Genomic DNA, 16,865 nt, shown 5'->3' with positions numbered 1-16,865 from the left:
TCCCTTGGGCTAGGCAGCTTCTCTGTGCCGGGCCGGCGGCGCGGACACCTTGGGGTCCGGCAGCCGCGGCGGGGTCGAGATCGCGTGCGCCGCGGCGCACGACGCCAGCAGATCACGCATGGACACTCCGGCGACGACCGCGTACGGCTGCTGCTCGTTGCTCTCGGTGGCCGGCATGGACGCCTCCTGAGGACCCGGGGGCGGGCGTAGTTAGGTAGACCTAACTACGAAGTGGGTACCATGTGACCACGCTCAGGACACCGAAGGCAATATCTTGCCGACGTCTTGTCGGAACGTTCACGCAATGGTGCGGACCCGGGCCGGTCTCAGGCGCTCAGCACGCTCAGGTCCACCGTCGCCCAGCGCTCCCCGAGCCCGTCCACCGTCACGTGCCGGACCTCGTCCGTGGTGTCTCCGACAGCACGGTGGATGACGACGTTCAGGCGGTCGTCGGTCAGTTCCTCGACCTTGCCCTCGCCCCACTCCACGACGATCACCGAGTCGGACAGCGAGACGTCGAGGTCGAGGTCCTCCATCTCGTCGAGGCCGCCGCCCAGGCGGTACGCGTCGACGTGCACGAGCGGCGGACCGTCGCCCAGCGAAGGATGCACCCGGGCGATCACGAACGTCGGTGACGTGACCGCGCCCCGGACGCCGAGGCCCTCGCCGAGCCCGCGGGTGAGCGTCGTCTTGCCCGCACCCAGCTCGCCGTTGAGCATCACGAGGTCACCGGCGCGCAGCAGTTTGGCGAGGCGGCGGCCCAGGTCCCGCATCTGCTCGGGGGAGGTGACGGTCAGCTCGGTCTCAACCGGGTTGTGCGGTGCTGCTGGTGCTTCCATAGCCACCCACGGTAGCGCCTGCGGGCACGGCACCCGCACGGGTGAGAAGGTCGGCCAGCCGGTCGGTGACCGCTTCCGGGTGTTCCAGCATCACCAGGTGCCCGGCGTCCGGCACCAGCACCAGTTCGGCGTCCGGCAGCAGGTCGGCGATGGCCTCGCTGTGCTCGCTGGGCGTGACGAGGTCGCCGATTCCCGCCAGCACGAGCACCGGCAGTTCCGCGAACCGCGCGAGGGCCGTGGTCTTGTCGTGTTCCGTGAACGCCGGGTAGAACTCGGCCACCACGTCGATCGGCGTGCCCTCGATCATCCGCTCGGCGAACCGCACGATGGCCGGATCGACGTCCCGTGACGCGAACGAGTACCGCTTGATGATCCCGGCGAACAGGTCGGCGGTGGCCCGCCGCCCCTTCTCCACCAGCGCCGCCTGCTGCCCCAGCGCCTTCAGCACTCCCGGCAGGACCCGGCGCACCGCGTTGACGCCGGCCACGGGCAGGCCGAAGTTGACCTCGCCGAGCCGCCCGGCCGACGTACCGACGAGGGCGACCGCGACCACCCGGTCACGGATCAGCTCGGGGTAGTGGTCGGCCAGCGCCATCACGGTCATGCCGCCCATGGAGTGCCCGACGAGCACGATCGGCCCCTGCGGAGCGGCCGCGTCGATGACGGCCTTCAGGTCGCGCCCCAGCTGGTCGATGCTGACCGGCACACCGTCGTGCACCTGCTGCACGCCCCGCCCGGACCGCCCGTGGCTGCGCTGGTCCCAGTGCACGGTCCGCACCACGCCGCGCAGGGCCGCGCGCTGGAAGTGCCAGGAGTCCTGGCTGAGGCAGTAGCCGTGGCTGAAGACGACGGTGACGGGAGCGGGCGCCTTGCGCCCGAACAGCCGTCGCCGGCGCGGGCTGAGCGGGGGCACGGCCTCGGGATCGACGTCGTCGACCTCGTAGTACAGCTCGGTGCCGTCGTCGGCCGTCGCCTTGCCCGGGGTGCCGCGCAGCGAGCCGTACGGTCCCGTGGAGTCGAGGGCCAGCCGGGCCTTCTTGCGCATGCCGCGGCCGACGGTGAGCCGCTCCAGGGCGACGCCCGCCGCCGCACCCGCGGCCACCACGCCTATCGCGGCGCCCGCGATGCCGGTGGCCCTGCGCCAGTTCCCGGCCGCCTCGGTGGCGGTGGCGACGACCAGGGCGGCCTCCGCACTGCTCTCGCTCACGTACCGCTCCTCTTCGCCGGACTGCTGCTGCTGTTCACTGGGTCGAGTGATCTGGATGATGCAGGTGATGCAGGTGATGCAGGTGATGCTCGATTGATACCGGACTTGATCGACTGGCGGGTGTTGCCGGTCTTACGGGTGCTGCACTTCCGTCGGGCTGTGGGGCTGACGCGCCCTTGTGCGGTTACCCGCTTTGTTCCTCATTCACGTAGACGCGCGGAACGCGCTTTCCGATCCGCGTGACGATCTCGTATCCGATGGTTCCCGCGGCCTGCGCCCAGTCCTCGGCGGTGGGCTCGCCGCGGTCGCCGGGCCCGAAGAGCACCGCTTCGGCGCCGGGCGCGGGCTCGTCCCCCCCGAGGTCGACGACGAACTGGTCCATCGCGACCCGTCCCGCGACGGTCCGCCACTTGCCTCCGACCAGCACCGGACCGGTCCCGGAGGCGTGGCGCGGAATGCCGTCCGCGTATCCGACGGGCACGAGTCCGAGGGTCGTCTCGCCGGGGGTGATGTAGTGATGCCCGTAACTGACGCCGTGACCCCCGGGGACGTGCTTCACGAGCGCGAGGGAAGCCGACAGCGTCATCACCGGCCGCAGTCCGAAGTCGGCCGGGCTGCCGATCTCGGGGCTGGGCGAGACTCCGTAGAGAGCGATCCCGGTCCGTACGAGGTCGAAGTGGGTCTCGGGAAGGGTGAGAGTGGCGGGCGAGTTGGCGATGTGCCGCACCTCGGGCCGCACGCCCCGGTCCTCGGCGTGAGCGAGCATCTCCCTGAAGCGGGTGAGCTGGAGGCCGATGGAGGCGTGCCCCGGTTCGTCGGCGCAGGCGAAGTGCGACCAGAGACCGGTGACGCGGATGAGCCCCTCGGCCTCGGCCCTCAGGGCAGCCGCGACCAGTTCGGCCCAGTCCTTCCCCGGCTGACAGCCGTTGCGCCCCAGCCCCGTGTCGGCCTTGAGCTGCACGCGGGCGGGCAGGCCCGCCTCCCGGGCCGCCGCCGCGGCCTCCTCCAGCGCCCACATCCCGCTCACCGAAACGTCGATGTCGGCCTCGATGGCCTCACGCCAGGGCCCGCCCGGTGTCCACAGCCAGCACAGGACGCGTCCTGGCAGGCCGGCGGCCCGCAGCGCGAGCGCCTCCTCGGGCGTGGCGGTCCCCAGCCAGGCGGCGCCCGCCTCCACGGCCGCACGGGCACACGGCACGGCTCCATGGCCGTACGCGTCGGACTTGACGACGGCCATGAGGGCAGCGCCCGGCGCGAGGGCGCGCAGGGTCCGCACATTGGCGCGCAGGGCGGCCAGGTCGATCTCGGCGCGGGCACGCAGGGGTGCGGTCGGGGCAGCTGGTGTCTCAGTCATGGCGCACCCAGTGTCGCAGAGGGGTCTGACACTCCCCGCGAACGGCTAGGCCCCTGGCCTGCGCCCCCACACGTACACCCGGTCGTTCTTCTTCAGGACGCCCCACAGCTTCCGGGCGTCGCCCAGCCGCAGATTGACACAGCCCCATGACCCGACGGTGGTGTAGATGCTGCCGTAGATGGCGTGAAAGGCCTCTCCGCCGTCGAAGAACTGGGCATAGGGCATGGGCGAGTTGTATAGGGTCGACCAGTGGTTCTTGTGCTTCCAGTAGATCCTGTGCCATCCGGTCCGGGTCCGGTGCCCGGCGCGTCCGCTGCGCATGGGGACGGGACCGAACACGACCTTCCTGCCGTTCTGCACCCAGGTCACCTGCCGGTCGAGGTCGACACAGGCGACGCGGTACGTCCGCACCGGGCACTTCTTCCCGGCGTTGGGGTTCTTCCGGGCGGAGACGAGCTGCATGGTGGCCCAGGTGACGGGTCCGGCGAACCCGGTCGTCGGCTTGACCCGGTGCTTCACCTGGAAGTTCCTGATGGCCCGGCAGTCGGCCGCCGACTGCCTGCCGTCCACCTTCAGCTTCAGCCACCGCTCGACCGCCCGCTGGTAGGGCCCGGTCCGCTTGCTGCACGCCACCTTCCCGGCGGCGTCCTCCAGCGGCACGTACTCGACGAGGTCGTACGTCCCCTCCGCCGCGTCCCGGGGCTCGACGGCGTCCTCCTCGGCGGTGGGCGTGTACGCCTTCGGGGCCAGCACCTGGTCGGGCGTGTCGATCTGCCAGGGCTGATACGGCCCCGGCGCGACGCCGGGCACCAGCTCGGCCTCGGGTCCGGCGGCGGGAGCGGGCGGCGCGGGGGCGGCCGAGGCGGCGCCCACGGGGAGGGCGGTGGCCACGGCGAGCAGCACGGCGACACCCCGGTGTGCGATATGTCTGCTGATCATTCAATAAGAGAAGCGCGCAGGGCCGACGGGGCGGGGCTGGCGCGCGGCGGGGTCACCCTTATTGCGGAGCGGTGGTCGTGGTCGAGCAGCGGTCGTCCCGTCCGGTATCCGGTCCTACGCTGGTGACAGGAGGTGGAGGACATGTTGGCCGACACACCGCTCACCGCCGTGATCCCGGCCGGTGACCTCGAAAGGGCCAAGCGTTTCTACGGCGACACGCTCGGCCTCAAGCTCATCGACGACCGGGAGGGAGTCGTGGTCTTCGATTCCGGCGGTACCCGGTTCTCCCTCTACCCGACACCGAGCGGTGGCCGAGCCGCCCACACCCTGGCCGGCTGGACGGTCGACGACCTCGATGCCGAGATGGCCGAACTGCGCGCCCGCGGGGTCGCCTTCGAGGAGTACGACCGGCCCGGCCTGAAGACGGTGGACGGCGTGCTGGAGGCCTCGGGCATGCGCGGCGCCTGGTTCAAGGACAGCGAGGGGAACATTCTCAGCGTGGTGCAGGACCTGCGGTAGCTGCGGTGGCCGCAGTACATCCGGTGGGCGACGCGCGGGTCCGGTGGTCAGTCCCCCACGTCCCGCCAGGCCGCGGGAATCGCCTCCGCCACGTCGTGCGCCCCCGCCGGTGCCCCGTCGGCCGCGTACCGCCCCGCCAGACCGTGCAGGTACGCCGCCACGCTGCCCGCGTCCAGAGCGCAGAGCCCTGACGCCAGCAGTGACCCGGCAAGTCCCGACAGCACGTCCCCGCTCCCGGCGGTGGCCAGCCACGGCGTCCCCGTCGCGTTGACGCGTACGGCACCGCCGCGCGCGTCGGCGACCAGCGTGGTCGACCCCTTGAGCAGCACGGTCGCCCCGTAGCGCGAGGCGAGTTCGCGCACCCACCTCAGGCGCGCCCCCTCGACCGTCTCCCGCGAGACCCCCAGCAGCGCCGCGGCCTCACCGGCGTGCGGGGTCATCAGCGTCGGCGCCGTACGGGCCCGCACGGCGTCGGCGTCGGCGAGCCGCAGCCCGTCGGCGTCGACCAGCACGGGCACGTCGGACGACAGCACCTCCCCCACGGCGGACGCGTCGTCCCCGGCCCCGGGTCCCACGACCCAGGCCTGCACGCGCCCTGCGTGCTTCGGCCCCCGGTCCGACACGAGCGTCTCGGGGAACCGGGAGAGCACGGCGTCCCCGGCGGGCCCGACGTACCGCACGGCCCCCGCCCCACCCCTGAGCGCCCCGGACACGGCGAGCACCGCGGCCCCCGGGTACCGGGCGGATCCGGCGGCGATCCCCACGACCCCCCGCCGGTACTTGTCGCTCTCCCCGCCCGGCATCGGCAGCAGCCGCGCCACATCGGCATGCTGGAGGGCCTCCAGCACGGGCTCCGCGGGCAGTTCGCCCCCGAGCCCGATGTCGACGAGCCGCACGGAACCGGCGTACTCGCGCGCCGGGTCGATCAGCAGCCCCGGCTTGTGCGTGCCGAAGGTGACGGTGAGGTCGGCCCGGACCGCGGCGCCGTGCACCTCGCCCGTGTCGGCGTCGACCCCGCTCGGCAGGTCGACGGCGACGACGGCGGCACGCGACTCGGCGACGCATGCCGCCAACTGTGCGGCCCCGGGCCTGAGTCCGCCCCTGCCACCGATCCCCACGATGCCGTCGACGACGAGATCGGCCCGCAGGACCGCCTCCTCGACGGCATCGACACCGGCGAGGGCAGCGGCACCCTCGGCCTGGCCCGCGACCCCACCGACGACCCGGCCTCCGGCCCGCAGCAGCGCCGCGAGCCCTGCGGCGTGGGCCCGTTCGGGCGTGAGCAGTACGGCGGCGACCCCGGCGCCGCGCCGGGCGAGCCGGGCACCGGCGTACAGGGCGTCGCCGCCGTTGTCCCCGCTGCCGACGAGCAGCACGACCCGGCTGCCGTACACCCGCCCGAGCAGGTCGGCGCAGGCGGCGGCCAGCCCGGCGGCGGCGCGCTGCATCAGCGCCCCGTCGGGAAGCCGCGCCATCAGCGCATCCTCGGCCGTCCTTACCGTCTCCACGCTGTACGCAGTACGCATGGGGTCGAGTCTCCCCCGGAAGCAGGCGCGCCCGCACGTGGGCCGGTCAGCCTTCCGCGACCACCACGGCCGAGGCCACGCCGGCGTCATGGCTGAGCGACACGTGCCAGGACTGCACGCCCAGCTCCGCCGCGCGCGCCGCCACCGTCCCCCTGACCCGCAGCCGGGGCCGCCCGCTGTCCTCGACGAACACCTCGGCATCCGTCCACAGCAGGCCGGGCGGCGCACCGAGCGCCTTGGCCAGTGCCTCCTTGGCGGCGAACCGGGCGGCGAGCGAGGCCACCCCTCGGCGCTCCCCGCTGGGCAGCAGCAACTCGCTCTCCACAAAGAGGCGTTGGGCCAGACCGGGCGTCCGCTTCAGCGACGCCTCGAACCGGTCGATCTCCGCCACGTCGATCCCGACGCCGATGATGCTCATGGCGAGCACCCTACGAGGAGAGCGGGCCACGGCCCCGCCGGACGGGGCCAACCAGCCCTCGCCGCCCCCAAGATCATGACGAGCACCCGCCCCCCGTAGTCTTCGCCCTGACTGGTGATCCGTGAGTCCGCGGACGCCCTTTTGCACGCAACGGGAGGACACAGCCTTGAAGTTCAGGTCCCTGGGCACGGCGCTCGCCACCGCCGCCCTCATCGGTACGGCCCTCACCGGCACCGTCGCCACCGCCGGATCGGCCGCCGCGGCGACGACTCCGGACTGCAGCAGCGCGCTGACCAACGTCAAGCCCAAGGAAACCGTCAATCTCCGCTCCTCGCCCAAGACGAGCGCCACGGCCCTCGGCACCTGGGGCAAGGGCAAGACGGGCGGGATCTGCACGACCGACGGCAAGCCCGTCAAGGGCGGCTCGTACACGGCGTGCGGCAAGACGAGCGACAAGTGGTACTACGGCGGTCCCGACAGCTCCAGCGTGGAGGGTTGGGTCCCGGCGACCTGCCTGCCCATCTGACCGCAGGACGCGTGACCGCGTGACCAAGGGGCGAACGGCACCCAGCCGTTCGCCCCTTTTTCTACGCCCCGCTCACTCCACCGTCACCGACTTCGCCAGGTTCCGGGGCTGGTCCACCTCGTTGCCGCGGGCCGTCGCCAGCTCGCACGCGAACACCTGGAGCGGCACGGTGGCGACGAGCGGCTGCAGCAGGGTGGGTGTGGCCGGAATCCGGACCAGATGATCGGCGTACGGCACGACCGCCTCGTCGCCCTCCTCCGCGATCACGATCGTCCGCGCCCCCCGCGCCCGGATCTCCTGGATGTTGGAGACGATCTTGTCGTGGAGCACGGACCGCCCCCGGGGTGAGGGCACGACCACCACCACCGGCAGATCGGGCTCGATCAACGCGATCGGCCCGTGCTTCAGCTCCCCCGCCGCGAACCCCTCGGCGTGCATGTACGCCAGCTCCTTGAGCTTCAGCGCACCCTCCAGCGCGACCGGATACCCGACGTGCCGCCCCAGGAACAGCACCGTGTTCTTGCCGGCGAGGGAACGCGCCAGCGCCCGTACCGGCTCCATCGTGTCCAGCACCCGCTCCACCGCACCGGAGATCCGCGACAGATCCCGGATGACGGCCCCGATCTCGTCGCCCCACTTGGTGCCCCGCACCTGCCCCAGATACAGCGCCACCAGATAGCAGGCGACCAACTGCGTCAGGAACGCCTTGGTCGAGGCGACGGCCACCTCCGGCCCGGCGTGCGTGTAGAGCACCGCGTCCGACTCCCGCGGGATCGTCGAGCCGTTGGTGTTGCAGATCGCGAGGACATGGGAGCCCTGCTCGCGGGCGTGCCGGACGGCCATCAGCGTGTCCATGGTCTCGCCGGACTGCGAGATCGCGATCACCAGCGATTTCGGTCCCAGGATCGGATCCCGGTAGCGGAACTCGCTCGCCAGCTCCACCTCGCACGGAATCCGCGTCCAGTGCTCGATGGCGTACTTGGCGATCATCCCGGCGTGGAAGGCCGTACCGCACGCGACAACGACGACCTTGTCGACCTCCCGCAGCACCCCCGGCGGGATCCGCACCTCGTCCAGCGTCAGCGAACCGGCCGCGTCGATGCGACCCAGCAGGGTGTCGGCGACCGCCTTGGGCTGCTCGGCGATCTCCTTGAGCATGAAGTAGTCGTAGCCGCCCTTCTCCGCGGCCGACGCGTCCCAGTCGATGTGGAACGACCGGACGTCCGCGGGCCGCCCGTCGAAGCCGGTCACCGTCACGCCGTCCCGCCGCAGCTCGACGACCTGGTCCTGGCCCAGCTCCAGGGCCGAGCGGGTGTGGGCGATGAACGCGGCGACGTCCGAGGCGAGAAAGGCCTCGCCGTCCCCGACACCCACCACCAGTGGGGAGTTCCGCCGCGCCCCCACCACCACGTCCGGCTCGTCCGCGTGCACCGCGACCAGCGTGAACGCCCCCTCCAGCCGCCGGCACACCAGCCTCATCGCCTCCGCGAGATCGGCGGTCAGGGAGTACTCCTCGGCGAGCAGATGCGCGACGGCCTCGGTGTCGGTCTCTGAGGTCAGTTCGTGCCCGCGCTCCTCCAGTTCGGCCCTCAGCGCGGCGAAGTTCTCGATGATCCCGTTGTGCACGACGGCGACCCGACCCGCGTTGTCGAGGTGCGGATGGGCGTTGGCGTCCGTCGGCCCCCCGTGCGTGGCCCACCGCGTGTGCCCGATCCCCGTGCTCCCCGTCGGCAGGGGCCGCTCCACCAGCTCCTTCTCCAGGTTGACGAGCTTCCCGGCCCGCTTCGCGGCGGCGAGCCCACCGCCCGCGAGCACCGCGACGCCCGCCGAGTCGTATCCCCGGTACTCAAGCCGCTTCAGCCCGGTCATGACGACCTCGAGCGCAGACTGCGGCCCCACGTATCCCACGATTCCGCACATGCGCCGCAGCCTACGGTCCAACGACCGCCGAAAAGAGCCTCTTCCTGCCCGAAATCGGAAATTCCCACGGTCGTACGCCACCCCGAGACGGACGTGACGGACCCCACCCGCCGCCCCGTTCAAACTCCGTTAACAATGGACTGTGATCTCTCCGGTCTCCTCGATACCCCGGAGCGCCCACCGGCACAGGCCGGAGGCGACTCCCTACGTCGACCTCACCCGAGCCGAGTGGAGCGCGTTGCGCGAGAAGACGCCGCTGCCGCTCACCGCCGAGGAGGTCGAGAGACTGCGCGGCCTGGGCGATGTCATCGACCTCGACGAGGTGCGGGACATCTACCTCCCGCTCTCCCGCCTCCTCAACCTCTACATCGGCGCCACGGACGGCCTGCGCGGCGCCCTGAACACCTTCCTCGGCGAACAGGGCTCCCAGTCCGGCACCCCGTTCGTGATAGGCGTCGCGGGCTCGGTCGCCGTAGGAAAGTCCACGGTCGCGCGTCTCCTTCAGGCCCTGCTCTCCCGCTGGCCGGAACACCCACGCGTCGAACTCGTCACGACCGACGGATTCCTGCTCCCCACCAGGGAGTTGCAGGCCCGCGGCCTGATGTCGCGGAAGGGTTTCCCCGAGTCCTACGACCGCCGCGCCCTCACCCGCTTCGTCGCCGACATCAAGGCCGGCAAGGACGAGGTGACGGCCCCGGTCTACTCCCACCTCATCTACGACATCGTCCCCGACCAGCGGCTGACGGTCCGCCGCCCCGACATCCTCATCGTCGAGGGCCTGAACGTCCTGCAGCCCGCCCTCCCCGGCAAGGACGGCCGCACCCGCGTCGGTCTCGCCGACTACTTCGACTTCAGTGTGTACGTGGACGCCCGCACCGAGGACATCGAGCGCTGGTACCTCAACCGCTTCCGCAGGCTGCGCGAGACGGCCTTCCAGAACCCGTCCTCGTACTTCCGCAAGTACACCCAGGTCTCCGAGGAGGAGGCCCTGGACTACGCCGGCACGATGTGGCGCACCATCAACAAGCCCAACCTGGTCGAGAACATCGCCCCCACCCGCGGCCGGGCCACCCTGGTCGTCCGCAAGGGCCCGGACCACAAGGTGCAGCGCCTGAGCCTGCGCAAACTGTGACGGCTAGGGTGCGGCCATGCTGCACCTGCGCCTGATCACACCCTCCGACAGGACCGACGACGCGGTCCGCCTGATCGAGAAGACCGTGGGCACCACGCATCTCGTCGTGCTGCCGGGAGCCGCCCGCAACCCCGCGGGGGACGTGGTGATGTGCGACGTCGCGCGCGAGGCCGGCGACGAACTCCTCACCGGACTGCAGCAGTTGGGCATCGAGCAGAGCGGTTCCATCGCCGTCGAGAACATCGACCTGTCGCTGTCCAGGCGCGCGGACAAGGCGGAGGAGGAAGCACCCGGGGAGGGCGCCGACGCGGTCCTGTGGGAGCACCTCACGGACGCGACGCACGAGGAGTCGACGCTCTCCGTCACCTACCTCGCCTTCATCACGCTCGCCACGATGATCGCGGCCTGCGGTGTCGTACTCGACAACGCGATCCTGATCGTGGGCGCGATGGCGGTGGGCCCGGAGTTCGGCCCGCTGGCGGGTTTCTGTACGGCGCTGGTGCAGCGCCGTCCGCGACTTGCCCTGCGCTCCCTGACCGCCCTGCTCGTCGGCTTCGCCGCAGCCATGCTGGTGACGGTCGGCTTCACGTACTTCATGGACGCCGTGGACCTGTTCACCAAGGTCCAGCTGGCGGCCGAACGCCCCAACACACACTTCATCTACCGGCCCGACGCGTTCTCCTTCGTCGTGGCCGTCCTGGCGGGCATCGCCGGCACCCTCTCGCTGACCTCGGCGAAGTCGGGCCTGCTGGTCGGCGTGGCCATCTCGGTCACCACGGTCCCCGCAGCGGCGAACGCCGCGGTGGCCTTCGCCTACAGCGAGTACGAACAGGCCTGGGGCTCCACAGGCCAACTCCTGCTGAACCTGCTGGGCATCGTCCTGGCAGGCGTCCTGACGCTACTGGCCCAGAAGTGGCTCTGGGCCAGACAGCGCGAGCGTACGGCGAAGGCCGACGGCGTCTAGAGCTGCCTCTCGCAGTCTCCGGCGATGGTGTCGCCGGGGTCGGCGAACACCGTGTCGGTGCCGCCGTTGCAGGTCACCGTGTCACCGCCGGCGTTGTCCTCGACGCCGATCGTGTCGTTGCCGCCGTTCGTGGTCACCGAGTCGACGCCCGTGCCGGCGTCAACGGTGACGTTGACCGGAACGTTGGCCACGACGCTGTCATTCTGGTCGCCCAGCGCTATGGCGAGCCGGGTGCCGCTGATGCTGCCGCAGTCGGCGGTCGTGGCGTTCAGCCGGGTGCAGCCCGGGCCGATCGCGATGCCCGTGGTGTCCGAAAGGATCACATGCGTGCCGGAAACCGTGGCCGAGACTTGGTTCTGCACCCCGGCGCGCGCCTGGAGCCCGACGAGGCCACCGAAGATGCGGAACGCCGTGGAGCCCGGTGTCGCGGCGGCGGCCGGGGTGGCGAACGGAACGACGACGAGACCCGCGGCCAGGACCGGACCGGCCGCTCGTCTCAGGGTGCTGCTCACGATCTTCATGCTGGGTTTCTCCCTTGCGTCGAGGCAGGGCGCCACTCATGACGCCCTCGACGCAAGTGAAACAACCAGCGATCGGACATGCGCTCTCTGTTACGTTCATTCGGGTGACGGCGCCCGGCGGAACTAACCCAGCGCGGACTTCACCACATCCGCCAGCCGCCCGGCGACAGACCGGGCCTGATCGATGTCCGCGGCCTCGACCATCACCCGCACCAACGGCTCCGTTCCGGACGGCCGCAGCAACACCCGCCCGGTGGAACCGAGTTCACGCTCCGCGTCGGACACCGCCGCCGCCAGCTCCGCGGACGTCTTCACCCGCGACCTGTCCACGTCCGGCACGTTGATGAGCACCTGCGGCAACCGCTCCATCACGGACGCCAGATCCCGCAGCGTCCGACCGCTCTCGGCGACCCGGGCCGCCAGCATGAGTCCGGTCAGCGTGCCGTCACCGGTGGTCGCGTGGTCGAGGATGATCACGTGCCCGGACTGCTCGCCCCCGAGCGCGTACCCGTGCTCCTTCATCTCCTCCAGAACGTAACGGTCACCGACCGCCGTCTGGACGAGGCTGAGCCCTTCCCTCTCCAGCGCGAGCTTGAAGCCCAGGTTGGACATGACCGTCGCGACGACTGTGTCCTCGCGCAGTACGGAATGCTCACGCATGGCCAGGGCAATGACGGCCAGGATCTGGTCCCCGTCGACCTCCGCACCGGTGTGGTCCACGGCGAGGCACCGGTCTGCGTCACCGTCGTGCGCGATACCGAGCGCGGCCCCGTGCTCGACGACCGCGGCCTTGAGTTTGCCCAGATGGGTCGATCCGCAGCCGTCGTTGATGTTGAGCCCGTCCGGCTCGGCACCGATCGTGATCACTTCGGCGCCGGCGCGCGAGAACACCTCCGGCGAGACCCGGGAGGCAGCTCCGTGCGCCTCGTCGAGGACGATCTTCAGCCCGTCCAGACGGTTCGGAAGCGCGGCAAGGAGGTGGGCGACGTACTGCTCGAGCCCTTCGTCGTACGACCGCACACGCCCGACGCCCGCGCCCGTGGGCCGCTGCCAGGGCTCACCGTGGCGGTGGGAGTCGTAGACGGCCTCGATCCTGTCCTCGAGGTCGTCGGCGAGCTTGTGCCCACCGCGGGCGAAGAACTTGACGCCGTTGTCGGGCATGGCGTTGTGGCTCGCCGAGAGCATGACGCCGAGGTCGGCGCCGAGCGCTCCGGTGAGATACGCCACCGCCGGAGTGGGCAGCACGCCGACGCGCAGAACGTCCACGCCCGCGCTGGCGAGGCCGGCGACCACGGCCGCCTCCAGGAACTCCCCTGAGGCACGCGGGTCCCGTCCGACGACCGCCGTCGCCCGGTGGCCCTGGAAGGAGCCCGCCTCGGCCAGTACGTGCGCCGCGGCAACGGAGAGGCCGAGCGCCATCTCCGCCGTCAGGTCCGCGTTGGCGACACCGCGCACGCCGTCCGTGCCGAAGAGTCGTCCCACTTGTCCTCCTGAGGAAGCGTCAGTTTCGAAAGCCGGTGCTGCTGCAGCTCGCACACGCGACTCCCGCATCCCAGGCATTCCATGCCTGGGCGTCCGATCACACAAGCCTTTGAGCCTCTTGTGCCGTTATACGCCCCAGCCTGTGATAAACGAACGCCCCGACAGCACTGTGGCGTGCCGCCGGGGCGTTCGGAGTGCGTACAGGCAGCTGCGATTAACGCTTGCTGTACTGCGGAGCCTTACGGGCCTTCTTCAGACCGGCCTTCTTGCGCTCGACCGCACGGTCGTCGCGGCGGAGGTAGCCGGCCTTCTTCAGGGCGCCGCGGTTGTTGTCCACGTCGGCCTCGTTCAGGGCGCGGGCCACGCCGAGGCGCAGGGCACCGGCCTGGCCGGACACGCCGCCACCCGAGATGCGGGCGATGACGTCGTAGCGGCCGTCGAGCTCGAGCACCTTGAAGGGCTCGTTGACTTCCTGCTGGTGGACCTTGTTCGGGAAGTAGTCCTCGAGCGTGCGCCCGTTGACCTTCCACTTGCCGGTGCCCGGGACGATCCGGACGCGGGCGATGGCGTTCTTGCGACGGCCCAGGCCGGCGGCCGGCTGCGGGTCGCCGAAGCGGGACGCCAGGGACTCCGAGGTGTACTCGCCCTCGACGGGGACCTCGGACTCGGTGGTGTAGCTCTCGATGTCGGCCAGCTCGGTCTCGGTCTCTTCGACCGGCTGCTCAACGGTGGTCTCGGCCACGATGCTCCTCAGATTCTCTTCAGTCTTAGGGGGTGGCCGGACTTACTGCGCGACCTGGGTGATCTCGAACGGCACCGGCTGCTGTGCAGCGTGCGGGTGCTGGTCGCCCGAGTAGACCTTCAGCTTGGTGAGCATCTGACGGCCCAGGGTGTTCTTGGGGAGCATGCCCTTGACGGCCTTCTCGACGGCCTTCTCGGGGTTCTTGTCCAGCAGCTCGTCGTAACGGACCGAGCGCAGACCGCCCGGGTAACCGGAGTGGCGGTAGGCCATCTTCTGGGTCCGCTTGTTGCCGGAGAGGTGCACCTTGTCGGCGTTGATGATGATGACGAAGTCACCGGTGTCGACGTGAGGGGCGTAGATCGGCTTGTGCTTGCCCCGCAGAAGGGACGCGGCGGTCGTGGCGAGACGACCCAGGACGACGTCCTGAGCGTCGATGACGTGCCACTGGCGCGTCACATCGCCGGGCTTGGGGCTGTACGTACGCACGGTTCGTAGCCTTCGCTTCGAGTGAATGGTCCTGAACAGGTCACCGAAACGATCACGACAGCCTGAGCCACTGCGGCGACGCATACCGCGTACGTGGGGTCGCTGGTCATCGGCCCGGTGGACCGGTGTAAGGGCCCGTCCCGTGAGAATGAGCAAGCCAATACACAACGAAGAAGCAGAATACCTGCCCAGGCCCGAACGGGTCAAAACGAGGTCGCCGCGCACCACGGAGACCGAGATGTGCATCCCTGCCGGAAAGGTCCCCCGTGGCCTTGCCGGAGCCACATCAGCACCCTCCGGCCCCCGTCTAAGATGCGCCCCATGAGCTATGGGCAGCAGGGGGGACCCCCGTCCCAGTGGGACCCCTGGAAACCGAACTCCCAGCAGCCGTGGACCAGCGGCAGCGACGGCCCCACCCCGGACTGGGCGGCGCTCGCCGAGGCGTCAGAGACACGCAACAAGCGGCGCCGGCTGCTGTTCATCGGCGGCGGCGCGGTCGCCACCATCGCGATAGGCACCGCCGTCGCGATGGCCGTCGTGTCGGCGAACGGCGACAACCGGGCCTCGGGCGACCCGACCAACGTACCGGCGAGCGGGTCCATTCCGAGCAGCAGCGCGACGGCCCCCTCCTTCGCGCCGACCAGCGCCCCTCCCCCGCTGGACCCGAAGGACTTCGTCTCCAGCAAGAGCAAGGACACGGCACCCCTCAGCACGGAGACCCTCTTCCCGGGCAAGCAGCTGACCGTCACGGGTTCGAGCGTGTACAAGAAGGGCGCGACGTCCGACACGAAGAAGTGCTCCTCGGCCGTCAAGGGCAGCTACGCCAACCTCCTCACCTCGAACGGCTGCACCCGCCTGCTGCGCGCGACGTACACGAAGGACGGCGTCGCGGTGACGGTCGGCGTGGCCGTCTTCGACACGCAGGCACAGGCGACCAAGGTCAAGACCACCGCGGACAAGCAGGGCTTCATGCAACCGCTGTCCGGCGCCGGCGTGAAGGCGTTCTGCAACGGCGCGAAGTGCCGTATGACGACCAACTCCTACGGCCGCTACGCCTACTTCACGACCACCGGCTTCACCAACGGCAAGGACGTCACGAACGCGAGCACGGCGGCGTTCAAGGCCGGCGACGACCTGGCGCAGTTCGTTTTCAGCCAGATCCGCCGCCGGGGCGAGGCCCAGGCATCGGCCGCGGCGCTCGGGTAGTTGCTTCGCCCCGCCGTCATTGGCGGGGCGACGCTGTCAGGGGGCTGACGCCACGCGTCACCGCCGGGGCCGACGAGCAGTGACCCGCATCCGGCTGCCCGGGGTCAGCAGCAGCCCGCGGACGACCCCGGCAGGCTCCGCCGGTTCCGCGCCTCCTTGTTGCGCGCGGCGAGCAGTTCGTCGGCCGGGTAGCCGACCTCTTCCAGGGTCAGGCCGTGCGGCCTTACGACATGCACGGCCGAGTCGCGTACGCCGGCCGCGAGGAGCTTTCCCGGCCAGTCCGGCTCGCGGTGCCCGTCCCCCACGAACAGCAGCGCCCCGATCAGGGCCCGCACCATGTTGTGGCAGAAGGCGTCGGCCCGCACGGTGGCGGTGACGATCCCGTCGGCCCCTCGCTCCAGGCTCAGCCGCTGCAGCGTACGGATGGTGGTCGCGCCCTCCCGCTTCTTGCAGTAGGCGGCGAAGTCGTGCTCGCCCAGCAGCCGTTGGGCCGCCTCGTTCATGGCGTCGACGTCGAGCGGCCAGTCGTGCCACAGGACGTGATTGCGCAGCAGCGGGTCCACTCCGCCGGGGTTGTCGGTGACCCGGTACGCGTACCGCCGCCAGACGGCCGAGAAACGGGCGTTGAAGCCGCTGGGAGCCTCCCGGAGGGCCCACACCCGCACATCCCTCGGCAGCCGCCCGGCAAGCCGCTTGAGCAGCTTGTCGTGGTGCGCTCCCCAGACCACCCGTGGCAGATCGACGTGGGCCACCTGCCCCCGCGCATGCACCCCGGCATCGGTCCGCCCGGCCACGGTCAGCTCGTACGTCGTCCCCCCGGACCGCGTGACGGTCCGCAGAGCATCCTCGATCTCCCCCTGCACGGTCCGCCTGCCACCGGCCTGCTTCGCCCACCCGGAGAACTCGCTCCCGTCGTACGAGAGATCAAGCCGCACACGCACGAACCCGGGCTCTACTTCGTCACTCACCCACAGATCCTCTCACCCACACAAAAGTGGGCCCGCTCCTGAAAAGGAACGGGCCCACTGAGCGCCCCGCAAGGGGCGCGGGTCTGTATCGATTTGCGGCTCCGCCGCCTGGGCGC

General features: G+C 70.7%; 18 protein-coding genes. 5 read left to right on the top strand and 13 right to left on the bottom strand.

Annotated features, from left to right (window positions below; all coding sequences use genetic code 11):
- Window positions 1-9: 9 nt before the first annotated feature.
- From ACYUED_RS27260 to ACYUED_RS27240, 5 genes are all read right to left on the bottom strand, one after another.
- Window positions 10-177 (bottom strand): hypothetical protein, encoded by a 168-nt coding sequence (locus tag ACYUED_RS27260; protein WP_491285949.1) that lies wholly within the window; start codon window positions 175-177, stop codon window positions 10-12.
- A gap of 149 nt (window positions 178-326) precedes the next feature.
- Window positions 327-839 carry a tRNA (adenosine(37)-N6)-threonylcarbamoyltransferase complex ATPase subunit type 1 TsaE gene (tsaE, locus tag ACYUED_RS27255; protein WP_491285947.1) on the bottom strand — a complete coding sequence of 171 codons (513 nt, stop codon included), beginning with the start codon at window positions 837-839 and terminating at the stop codon, window positions 327-329.
- A complete protein-coding gene (locus ACYUED_RS27250; protein WP_491285945.1) occupies window positions 805-2,046 on the bottom strand; it encodes an alpha/beta fold hydrolase in 1,242 nt (413 codons plus the stop codon). Before ACYUED_RS27250 ends, tsaE begins: the two co-directional genes overlap by 35 nt.
- A 184-nt stretch (window positions 2,047-2,230) precedes the next feature.
- Complete coding sequence (gene alr / locus ACYUED_RS27245) at window positions 2,231-3,400, bottom strand: alanine racemase (RefSeq protein WP_491285943.1); 1,170 nt, start codon at window positions 3,398-3,400, stop codon at window positions 2,231-2,233.
- A gap of 45 nt (window positions 3,401-3,445) precedes the next feature.
- On the bottom strand, window positions 3,446-4,339 hold the full coding sequence (locus tag ACYUED_RS27240) for a L,D-transpeptidase family protein (protein ID WP_491285940.1): 894 nt from the start codon (window positions 4,337-4,339) through the stop codon (window positions 3,446-3,448).
- 141 nt (window positions 4,340-4,480) lie between these two features.
- On the opposite strand from ACYUED_RS27240, the gene ACYUED_RS27235 reads away from it, so the two are divergent.
- Window positions 4,481-4,858 (top strand): VOC family protein, encoded by a 378-nt coding sequence (locus ACYUED_RS27235; RefSeq protein ID WP_491285938.1) that lies wholly within the window; start codon window positions 4,481-4,483, stop codon window positions 4,856-4,858.
- 47 nt (window positions 4,859-4,905) lie between these two features.
- Here ACYUED_RS27235 and ACYUED_RS27230 read toward each other — a convergent pair whose 3' ends face one another.
- Complete coding sequence (locus ACYUED_RS27230) at window positions 4,906-6,384, bottom strand: NAD(P)H-hydrate dehydratase (protein ID WP_491285936.1); 1,479 nt, start codon at window positions 6,382-6,384, stop codon at window positions 4,906-4,908.
- 46 nt (window positions 6,385-6,430) lie between these two features.
- Complete coding sequence (locus tag ACYUED_RS27225; RefSeq protein WP_491285934.1) at window positions 6,431-6,802, bottom strand: holo-ACP synthase; 372 nt, start codon at window positions 6,800-6,802, stop codon at window positions 6,431-6,433.
- 166 nt (window positions 6,803-6,968) lie between these two features.
- On the opposite strand from ACYUED_RS27225, the gene ACYUED_RS27220 reads away from it, so the two are divergent.
- Complete coding sequence (locus ACYUED_RS27220; RefSeq protein WP_491285932.1) at window positions 6,969-7,328, top strand: hypothetical protein; 360 nt, start codon at window positions 6,969-6,971, stop codon at window positions 7,326-7,328.
- A gap of 72 nt (window positions 7,329-7,400) precedes the next feature.
- On the opposite strand, the gene glmS is transcribed toward ACYUED_RS27220, so the two are convergent.
- Entirely contained in the window at window positions 7,401-9,248 is a 1,848-nt protein-coding gene (gene glmS / locus ACYUED_RS27215; protein ID WP_491285930.1) for a glutamine--fructose-6-phosphate transaminase (isomerizing), read from the bottom strand.
- 142 nt (window positions 9,249-9,390) lie between these two features.
- Between glmS and coaA the strand changes: the two genes are divergently transcribed.
- Together coaA and ACYUED_RS27205 are read left to right on the top strand one after the other, a co-directional pair.
- Window positions 9,391-10,380, top strand: coding sequence for a type I pantothenate kinase (gene coaA, locus ACYUED_RS27210; RefSeq protein ID WP_266519720.1), 990 nt, complete (start codon window positions 9,391-9,393; stop codon window positions 10,378-10,380).
- A gap of 16 nt (window positions 10,381-10,396) precedes the next feature.
- Complete coding sequence (locus ACYUED_RS27205; RefSeq protein WP_491285928.1) at window positions 10,397-11,344, top strand: DUF389 domain-containing protein; 948 nt, start codon at window positions 10,397-10,399, stop codon at window positions 11,342-11,344.
- On the opposite strand, the gene ACYUED_RS27200 is transcribed toward ACYUED_RS27205, so the two are convergent.
- The 4 genes from ACYUED_RS27200 to rplM form a co-directional block, all read right to left on the bottom strand.
- A complete protein-coding gene (locus ACYUED_RS27200; protein WP_491285926.1) occupies window positions 11,341-11,856 on the bottom strand; it encodes a hypothetical protein in 516 nt (171 codons plus the stop codon). The two genes, ACYUED_RS27205 and ACYUED_RS27200, sit on opposite strands and share 4 nt — an antisense overlap.
- Before the next feature lie 132 nt (window positions 11,857-11,988).
- Complete coding sequence (gene glmM, locus ACYUED_RS27195; protein WP_491285924.1) at window positions 11,989-13,347, bottom strand: phosphoglucosamine mutase; 1,359 nt, start codon at window positions 13,345-13,347, stop codon at window positions 11,989-11,991.
- Window positions 13,348-13,561: 214 nt separating this feature from the next.
- A complete protein-coding gene (rpsI, locus tag ACYUED_RS27190; RefSeq protein WP_491285922.1) occupies window positions 13,562-14,089 on the bottom strand; it encodes a 30S ribosomal protein S9 in 528 nt (175 codons plus the stop codon).
- 42 nt (window positions 14,090-14,131) lie between these two features.
- Complete coding sequence (gene rplM, locus ACYUED_RS27185; RefSeq protein WP_266683878.1) at window positions 14,132-14,575, bottom strand: 50S ribosomal protein L13; 444 nt, start codon at window positions 14,573-14,575, stop codon at window positions 14,132-14,134.
- Between the two features lie 321 nt (window positions 14,576-14,896).
- On the opposite strand from rplM, the gene ACYUED_RS27180 reads away from it, so the two are divergent.
- Window positions 14,897-15,781, top strand: a complete 885-nt coding sequence (locus ACYUED_RS27180) for a hypothetical protein (RefSeq protein WP_491285920.1) — start codon at window positions 14,897-14,899, stop codon at window positions 15,779-15,781.
- A gap of 104 nt (window positions 15,782-15,885) precedes the next feature.
- Here ACYUED_RS27180 and truA read toward each other — a convergent pair whose 3' ends face one another.
- On the bottom strand, window positions 15,886-16,749 hold the full coding sequence (gene truA, locus ACYUED_RS27175; RefSeq protein ID WP_491285918.1) for a tRNA pseudouridine(38-40) synthase TruA: 864 nt from the start codon (window positions 16,747-16,749) through the stop codon (window positions 15,886-15,888).
- Window positions 16,750-16,865: the final 116 nt, after the last annotated feature.

The sequence above is a fragment of the Streptomyces sp. DF42 genome (genome assembly GCF_058267695.1).
Note: the sequence above shows the minus strand (reverse complement) of the source record. Positions and strands in the feature narration are given on the sequence as shown.

Excerpts from the sequence above, each read along its gene's own strand:
- ACYUED_RS27260 (WP_491285949.1), bottom strand. The coding sequence starts at position 177 with ATGCCGGCCACCGAGAGCAACGAGCAGCAGCCGTACGCGGTCGTCGCC.
- ACYUED_RS27230 (WP_491285936.1), bottom strand. The coding sequence starts at position 6,384 with ATGCGTACTGCGTACAGCGTGGAGACGGTAAGGACGGCCGAGGATGCG.
- ACYUED_RS27235 (WP_491285938.1), top strand. The coding sequence starts at position 4,481 with ATGTTGGCCGACACACCGCTCACCGCCGTGATCCCGGCCGGTGACCTC.
- tsaE (WP_491285947.1), bottom strand. The coding sequence starts at position 839 with ATGGAAGCACCAGCAGCACCGCACAACCCGGTTGAGACCGAGCTGACC.
- glmS (WP_491285930.1), bottom strand. The coding sequence starts at position 9,248 with ATGTGCGGAATCGTGGGATACGTGGGGCCGCAGTCTGCGCTCGAGGTC.
- alr (WP_491285943.1), bottom strand. The coding sequence starts at position 3,400 with ATGACTGAGACACCAGCTGCCCCGACCGCACCCCTGCGTGCCCGCGCC.
- ACYUED_RS27205 (WP_491285928.1), top strand. The coding sequence starts at position 10,397 with ATGCTGCACCTGCGCCTGATCACACCCTCCGACAGGACCGACGACGCG.
- ACYUED_RS27180 (WP_491285920.1), top strand. The coding sequence starts at position 14,897 with ATGAGCTATGGGCAGCAGGGGGGACCCCCGTCCCAGTGGGACCCCTGG.
- ACYUED_RS27240 (WP_491285940.1), bottom strand. The coding sequence starts at position 4,339 with ATGATCAGCAGACATATCGCACACCGGGGTGTCGCCGTGCTGCTCGCC.
- ACYUED_RS27225 (WP_491285934.1), bottom strand. The coding sequence starts at position 6,802 with ATGAGCATCATCGGCGTCGGGATCGACGTGGCGGAGATCGACCGGTTC.